General features: G+C 31.8%; 10 protein-coding genes. 3 read left to right on the top strand and 7 right to left on the bottom strand.

The window, feature by feature from the left end:
• Together B4J88_RS13400 and B4J88_RS13405 are read left to right on the top strand one after the other, a co-directional pair.
• A partial coding sequence (locus B4J88_RS13400) for an SDR family NAD(P)-dependent oxidoreductase (protein WP_291067837.1) occupies positions 1–750 on the top strand: 750 nt, incomplete at its 5' end.
• A gap of 1 nt (position 751) precedes the next feature.
• Positions 752–1,546, top strand: a complete 795-nt coding sequence (locus tag B4J88_RS13405; RefSeq protein ID WP_291067838.1) for a DNA ligase-associated DEXH box helicase — start codon at positions 752–754, stop codon at positions 1,544–1,546.
• Positions 1,547–1,573: 27 nt separating this feature from the next.
• On the opposite strand, the gene B4J88_RS13410 is transcribed toward B4J88_RS13405, so the two are convergent.
• From B4J88_RS13410 to B4J88_RS13430, 5 genes are all read right to left on the bottom strand, one after another.
• On the bottom strand, positions 1,574–2,125 hold the full coding sequence (locus tag B4J88_RS13410) for a ferritin (protein WP_280046562.1): 552 nt from the start codon (positions 2,123–2,125) through the stop codon (positions 1,574–1,576).
• Between the two features lie 115 nt (positions 2,126–2,240).
• On the bottom strand, positions 2,241–2,627 hold the full coding sequence (locus B4J88_RS13415) for a DoxX family protein (RefSeq protein ID WP_115000510.1): 387 nt from the start codon (positions 2,625–2,627) through the stop codon (positions 2,241–2,243).
• A gap of 78 nt (positions 2,628–2,705) precedes the next feature.
• Positions 2,706–3,920: an NAD(P)/FAD-dependent oxidoreductase gene (locus tag B4J88_RS13420; protein ID WP_291067839.1), complete on the bottom strand. Its 1,215-nt coding sequence runs from the start codon at positions 3,918–3,920 to the stop codon at positions 2,706–2,708.
• Positions 3,921–4,226: 306 nt separating this feature from the next.
• Positions 4,227–4,685 carry a LexA family protein gene (locus tag B4J88_RS13425; RefSeq protein ID WP_115000508.1) on the bottom strand — a complete coding sequence of 153 codons (459 nt, stop codon included), beginning with the start codon at positions 4,683–4,685 and terminating at the stop codon, positions 4,227–4,229.
• Positions 4,686–5,954, bottom strand: a complete 1,269-nt coding sequence (locus tag B4J88_RS13430) for a Y-family DNA polymerase (RefSeq protein WP_311394714.1) — start codon at positions 5,952–5,954, stop codon at positions 4,686–4,688.
• A 90-nt stretch (positions 5,955–6,044) separates the two neighbouring features.
• Here B4J88_RS13430 and B4J88_RS13435 point away from each other — a divergent pair, with 90 nt between their 5' ends.
• On the top strand, positions 6,045–6,851 hold the full coding sequence (locus B4J88_RS13435; protein WP_115000505.1) for a GIY-YIG nuclease family protein: 807 nt from the start codon (positions 6,045–6,047) through the stop codon (positions 6,849–6,851).
• Here B4J88_RS13435 and B4J88_RS13440 read toward each other — a convergent pair.
• Positions 6,840–7,424 carry an SOS response-associated peptidase gene (locus tag B4J88_RS13440; protein ID WP_291067840.1) on the bottom strand — a complete coding sequence of 195 codons (585 nt, stop codon included), beginning with the start codon at positions 7,422–7,424 and terminating at the stop codon, positions 6,840–6,842. The genes B4J88_RS13435 and B4J88_RS13440 overlap by 12 nt on opposite strands.
• A gap of 248 nt (positions 7,425–7,672) precedes the next feature.
• Positions 7,673–8,084: hypothetical protein (locus B4J88_RS13445; RefSeq protein WP_291067841.1), on the bottom strand; the 412-nt coding region annotated here is incomplete at its 5' end.

Raw genomic sequence — 8,084 nt, forward strand, 5'->3', positions numbered from 1 at the left:
AAAGAATTTGGACGCATAGATGTGTGGGTGAATAATGCAGGTGTTATGGCAAGTGGAAAATTTGAGGAAATTCCTATGGACATAAACGAACAAGTAATCAAAACCAATTTAATGGGGTATATGCACGGAGCGTACTACGTTTTACCCGTTTTTAAAGAACAAAATCAAGGCATTTTAATTAATAATGTTTCCATTGGAGGATATATGCCAGCTCCATTTAGTTCGGTATATTCGGCAACTAAAACAGGAATAAAAGGGTTGATGAGTGGTTTACAAAGTGAGTATAGTGTGTATCCCGAAATTCATATTTGCAACGTTTATCCACAAGTTCAACAATCTACAGGAAATATGCATTCCGCTAAATTCTCAGGTTTAGATTTTAAAATACCTCCGTTTGCAGCCGATCCTAAAGATACCGCAAAGGTGATATATAATTTAATAAACAAACCTAAAAATGATACCTTTCCAGACGCCACATCATTTATGTTAAAGCTTGCACATGGAGCTTTTCCAGAAACCTTTACCAATTTAGCAACAGGTGTTTTAAGGCTGATGATGAAGGTGAAAAAAGGAAAGGCTGATGAAGGTAATGTTTTACAACCTTCTACGGATCCACATGCTGTTTATGGAAAGATGGCTATTCCAGTACCAACAAAAACAAATCAAAAAATCATCGGAACATCGCTAGTATTCGCTGCAGGATTTTTTGTAGCGAAACATTTAAAAAATAAATCAAAAAAAACAAATTAATTTGAAACTGCTAAAATTCACATCCAAAGGTATTTATTGCATTCCAGGGAAGTTTTATATTGATCCTTGGCGACCTGTAGATTTAGCAGTTATCACGCATGGACATGCCGATCACGCCCGAAGTGGAATGAAAAAATATTTGTGTCATCATTTCACTAAACCTATTTTATTTTCAAGAATTGGTAGAAATATCGAATGCGAAAGTATTGGTTATGGCGAACAACTAACTATAAATGGGGTTAAAGTTTCATTACATTCTGCAGGTCACATAATCGGCTCAGCACAAATTAGGATAGAGTATAAAGGTTATGTAAGCGTAATTTCTGGAGATTATAAATTGCAAGATGATGGGCTTTCTACGGCTTTTGAAGCTGTAAAATGCCACGAATTCATTACCGAAAGTACCTTCGGTCTTCCTGTTTACAATTGGCTTTCTGTGGCAGAACAAGAAAAAAACATACGTGATTGGGTAGATCATAATAGAGCGAAAGGAAAAACTTCGGTCTTTATAGGGGATTCTTTAGGGAAATCGCAGCGTATTATGAAAGCATTGGAGGGTATTGGAGAGTTAAATGTCCATTATTCCATTGCAAAATTGAATGAGGCTTACGAAAGTGTTGGTGTTACATTACCTGAGTACAAAACAATAGATTTACGTGATGACAAAAAGCATTTGGATGGAAAAATAATTTTGTTGCTACCTTCTTTGGTTGATAATCCAGTGATGAAGAAAATCCCTAATATTTTCTCTTTATTTTCTAGCAATCAAAAATCCCTTAAATTTTATAAAACTTAAGGGATTTTTGATTTTACAAGAATTAATTTATTCTGCTAATGGGTTGATTTGGTCTGCAGTAGGGAAATCTTGTCCAGTAGTCCCAATTGTTTTATTCAGTTCAAATTTTGCAGCATCCGACATTTTAGCTCCTCCTGCCAATTCAGCTTTGTCTAATAAATCAAGTGCTAATTTCTCTTCTTCTCTTTGTTCAGCAACCAACCATTGTAAGAAATTCCATGTAGCCCAATCTTCTTCATCCATGCTCATTTTGACAATTTTATAAATGGATTCTGTATTTTCAATTTCTTGTTTTAGAACAGCTTGAAAACACTCTAATACATTTTTTGGTTCAGGACCAGGTTTTTGTATAGCTTCAATTTTTACAATTCCTCCTCTTTCTTGTACGTATTCCATAACTTTAGCCATATGTACACGCTCTTCCTGTGAGTGTTTCATCATAAAATTTTTGATTCCATCCAATTGATTTTCGTCTGCCCAGCAAGCAAGCATCAAATACATTTGCGCAGAAAAGGCTTCTAAAGTGATTTGATCATTTAGAGCTTTTTGTAATGTGTTAGAAATTCTAGTTGTATTCATTTTGTTGATTTTATTTATAAATAATAAGTTGAATTTTCGAATCAAATACATCATTTACATATTAATATTTTCTAAAATATTGATGTATTCATATATTGATCTCTATTGAATATGGTTATTTTTGAGTTGATTTGATTGCCCAAAGCATGAGTAATGGTTGTAAAAATAGTCTTGCTAAACGCTTCTGATCCGTATCTAGACCAAATCCATTTCTATGATTTTTATATTGTGCCCAATTTCCAGGGAATACAGCAGCAAAAAATCCTGCAATAACTTTACCTACAAGTTCTTTCTTTTTGTCCGACACTAATATAATTGAACTACCAAGTACAATTTCTACCACTCCTGAATATACCACAGTATCATCTTTATCTAAGGGCACCCAATTAGGAACTTGAGCTTTAAACTCTTTTCTCGCAATTGTTAAATGGGTAATACCAGCTACCACTAAAAAAGCACCTAGGCTATAACGAGCTATATTTTGTTTCGTTTTCTTTTTCATAATTATATTTATTTAATATTTACCATCCAATTAGATTAGATATTCTTTCTGATTGTAGTTATAAAATTTATTTTTTTATTATTTAGTTGGTCGATCAAAACCAAAGGTTTCTAAGCGACTATCTTTTTGGTTAAGAATGATATTTTTTAAAACTTGAGCTGCAACCATCGAAAATGTAATTCCATTTCCTCCATAACCTAATGCAAATAATGTTCGATCACCTTTTTTCCATGGTCCCATATAAGGTAAACCATCATTTGTGGAGCTAAAAGTTCCGCACCAAGCCATTTCGGTATTGAATTCAATTTCTGGATATAATCGACTAAACTTACGTTCAAGAGTTTTGATTTTTGTTCGAAGTAAATCATCTCTTTTATCAGGATTTTGAAAATCTTCATCTTCACCACCAACGATCAATCGATTATCTTTTGTTGTTCGCATATAAAGATATGGTTCTGCTGTTTCCCATATTAAGCTACGATTTGGCCAAACCATTTTTTTATCAATGGGAGCCGAACAAATGGCGTAAGTAGATAATAAATTCATTACTTTTTTAGGTAGAAATTGACCTGCTTCAAAACCAGTAGCAACAATTACATATTTGCACGAAATAGTATGTCCATGCTCGGTCAATAGTTCGCAATTGTTCTTATTTTCGTCTATTTTTTCCACTTTTGTATGGGTAAAAATCTGTAATTGATGTTTTTCTTGATGATACTTTAATAAATTGATAGCGCCTTTATAAGCATCCATCTGGGCAGAAGTATCATTTTGCAATGCAGCAATTCCATCAATATTTTGGTAAGTTTTCAATTGCTTAGCATCTAAATACTTCACAGGCAAACCGACTTCTGTTCTTATTGCATATTCTTCGTCTAACAATTTTACACCTTGCTGATTACTCGCTAATAAAACTGTAGGAACACGTGTAAAATCAGCATCAATATTAGTTTTTTTGAATATATTTTCTATATCTGTAATAGAATCCAAGCAATTGAAATAAGCATCAATAGCAATTTTTTTGGGAACAATATTTACTAATTGACTTAACGGGGTATCAATTTCATATTGCAATTGAGCAGTACTTGCTGCAGAACTTCCTGTAGAAATAGTTCGTTTATCGATAAGAGCGCATTCTACACCTGCTTCACATAATTCGTGCGCAACTAAAGCTCCTGTAATGCCGGAGCCAATTATAGCAACATCTATTTTAAAATCATTTCGAAGAGGATAATATAAATCAAAAAATTCGTTTTTAACAATCCAAAAAGGTAATCCAGAATGTAAATCCATATTATTTAGATCTGTGGTTAAATAAATACACACTAAAACCGAGCCAAAATATTGTATTTTTATTGTTTTTTAGGCTAATAATAACTGCTAGATATTTATTATTCTGTATTATATATTGATTTTATCCAACTGAAAACAATTTCTAAAATAACAATATAAAAGTTTTTTTTAAAAAAAACAGAAAGGATATCCAATAGAGGAAATTATTTAGACTTTCTAAAGAATAAGAAACATTTATTTTATTTACTTTAGTAGGATGAATATATCAAAAAGGTCAAATAAAACTGGCTATTAATTGCAATTAGCTTACTTTCTTGTATTCCTTACTAAACTAGTTACTACACCCAAAATAATGACTACATCTTCATCTTGTAATTGAATACAATTTTTGTATTTCGGATTAAGAGAAATCAGTTGTTTGTTGATGGCATCATAACGTTTGAAGGTATATTCCGAATTATTGACCGATACCACAATATCATCATGATGCCTGGGTTCGATATCAGATCGAATGATAAGTAAATCACCTTTTAGGTATTCAGGATACATACTTTCGCCACCCACACGATTAAGATAAGTTGCTTCGGGATGATTCAGTAAAATTTCATCCAAACTAATATTATTCTGTACAAAATCAGCAGCAGGAGAGGGGAAACCTGCTGAAACATCACCAAAAAATTGAACAAATCGTTTTTCACCATCTGTTTTGATAGGGATATTGATTAACTCTTCTGAGAATTTCGGAACTTGAATAAAATGTACCATTTAATAAACATTTAAAATATCTGTAAATCTTGTTGTGTAACAAGGTGACAAACGTTCTTGCTTCATTTTCCATTTTCTACGCACATCTTGCGATGCTAATTTTAGCATATGATCGCCATAATTTGCATTTAATTGATCCATCACACTCATCAACGCTTTATGTTTTGGAGATTCTGTATGAAATAAATTCATTTGTGCTTGATTATCGGGCGTAATAGCCGAAACAATAACGCCAGCTTTTTTATAATCAGGAACTTTTCCTTCTGCAGGCACCAATTTATCCAATAAAAATAAAGCAGATTTGGACAAAACAATGCTCGAATTCGAATCAAAATCTAAGGTTGTACTTAATGAGTTTGAAACAAATGATTGCTTTTCATCAAAACGATTGGTCATCACAAAAACAGTAATAATGTTGCATTTTGATTGTTCTTTTCTAAGCTTTTCGGCACAAGAAACAGCAAATGTAGAAACACGCTCTTTCAGATTTTCATAATCATTGATTGTTTTCTCAAAACTACGAGTAGTCGCAATTGATTTTTTGCGTTGAACTTCATCTAATTTTAAGACGCTTTCGCCTAATAATTCCTTTTTCAAACGCAATTCTACGATGGAGAAATTTCGTTTAATGTATTCATCACTCAATAATGTAAAATCATACGCGTTTTTACAACCAATAAAAGCTAAACGTTTAGCTAAACGTCGCCCAATTCCCCAGATATCCTCACATTTTAACCATTTTAAGGCTTTGTTTATTTTCTCTTTCGAATCAATCATATAAACACCATTATGATGTTTAGGAAATTTCTTTGCTATTCGATTCGCCACTTTAGCTAAAGCCTTTGTTGGAGCAATACCAATACAAACAGGGATTTTGGTAATGGTATATATTTTTTGTTTAATTTCTTGGGCGTACTTTACCAAATCATAGTTATCAAAGCCTTTGAAAAGAAGAAAAGATTCATCAATCGAATAAATTTCTATATCAGGACAATAGGATTTTAAAATCATCATCACGCGATTACTCATATCCGCATATAAAGCATAATTTGAAGAGAAAACATTGATTTTATTTAATCTAAAATTATTCTCGTATTCAAAAGCAGGAGCACCCATTGGAATCCCTAAATCTTTTGCTTCATTAGAACGTGCAATTACACAACCATCATTGTTAGAAAGTACCACAACTGGCTTTCCATTTAGGGTTGGATTAAAAACTCGTTCGCACGAAGCATAAAAATTATTGCAGTCAACTAAAGCATACATCATGTTACAAAGTTGAGCAAATAAAGCGCTACAAGGTGTCGCGGAAAAGTGTTAAAAAATAATAATTAGAAATTGATTCAGTAAATTTGTGCCATGGTACTGAATGATAGATTGAAAATGTTGGTTGACCAAGTTCCAAAAAATATTTGTGGCGTGTATTATTTATACAACGACAAGCAAGATATTATCTACATTGGAAAAAGTATTGACATTAGAAAACGATTGATTCAGCATTTCAAATCACTTGATAAAAAGGAAATTAAACTTCAGCATTTTACGCATTCTATACAATTTGAAAATACAGGAAATGAATTGATTGCTTTGTTGAGAGAATCTGAATTAATCAAACAAAATCTGCCAATATTTAATCGAGCTCAACGCAAGATTAAGTTCTTTTACGCATTATATAAAGAAATAAATTCGGATGGTTATCATGCATTAATTGTGAAGAAAATTGATAACTCTGGGAACGAAATCATTTCATTTACATCACAAAATGAAGCAAAAGATTATTTATTCTATATCACTGAAAAATATAAGCTTTGTCAAAAAGTAAATGGTTTATATAAAACCAAATCAAGTTGTTTTCAATATAGTTTAGACGAATGTAATGGAGCTTGTATAAATAGGGAAGAAGTGAAACTTTACAACAAAAGAGTTCGTCAATTTTTGAAAACAATACATTTACCCAAAAAGGACTTTTTATTTGAATTGGTTGGAAGAACTGAAAATGAAAAAGGTATTGTATTAATTGAAAAAGGAGTTTATAAAGGATTTGGTTATTGTGATCATTTACTTGAAAATCTTGATGAAATGAAATTATTTATTGATCAAAAACAAGATAATAAGGATGTCCGAAAAATCTTATTTCGACATATAAAATCCGAATTATCCAAATAAACTCACTTGACCATCTTCACGTTGATAACTGAAATCTGTAAATGGTACAATAGGTTTACAATTAAGCCAATTCATTAAGTTTTCACCATCATTCAATACAACAGGCATTCGATGTTTTGTATTGTGGATATAATCCATAATGCCGACAGCTTCATTCGTAACAATCGTAAACGTGTCATCTGAATACAATCCTGCTAAACACATCAAATTATTGTTGATTCCAATATCATATTTGATTTTGTCTTTGCCTTCGTGTCGCCATTCATAAAAACCATCAACCAATATCACACAACGATTGGTGTAAGCATCTCGAAAAGATGGTTTTTCATCTATTGTTTCAATTCGTGCGTTTAAGGTGTTATTCGAATTAAAATCATTTCCTGCCCAATGCGGAACTAAACCCCACTCGAACAAATGAATATAATCTTGTTGATTGGTGATAACAGGTAATTTCGGATGATCAAAACCTTTGAAATGAGGATTTGGCGTAAATGTAACTTCAGGTTTGAATTTCAACCTTGATTTCTTTTCAATCTGATCTTTTGTTTTGGTAACTTTTACATGAAAACACATAGCATCTACTTTGGAATAAAGGTAGTGATTACTACTATAAGAACAATCAAAAATTGAATCAATTAAAATGATTGTAGAAGAATTAAAACGAATGTTTTTTATATAGAGTTTAATATACTACGGTTTCACGCAAAAACAAAAAACCTCCCTAAAATCACTTCTAAAGAGGTTACTATTTATACTATTTTGTGCTTTTGTACCTAAAATTAGAATTGTGGAACAGTTACTGATGTTATGCTTAGTTGTTTTCATTCTGATATGTCTATCAAGTCACAAATATTCTCAAATGTCAAAGCTGAGTAACTCAAACTAGTTTTGAGTTTTTCACTCTCAAAGTCAAACTTCTTAAACCAAGTTGGTTCTTCAGAACTGTAGTGTTTCCTCTTTGTCGAAATGTAAAAACTCTGTTCAATGTAAAATGGCATTTTCTCAATTTCCTTGTTCTTAATTCTCTTTCTAATATCAAAATCAATTTCAAAAGCTTCAATGAACGGAACAGAAATACTGCTCATAAAAAAGTGATTTTTCGGAGTTGCCGAATCGGTTAAGTTCTTCTCGTTAACATAATTTGCACCCTGTGTTATTATTGCATAAGAACTTATTTCTGTCTCTTTCTTTATTTCTGTTATTAATTGATTGACAGTGATTAAAAGCTTTTCT

The sequence above is a fragment of the Empedobacter sp. UBA5036 genome (genome assembly GCF_002415215.1).
Taxonomy (GTDB): Bacteria; Bacteroidota; Bacteroidia; order Flavobacteriales; family Weeksellaceae; genus Empedobacter; species Empedobacter falsenii_B.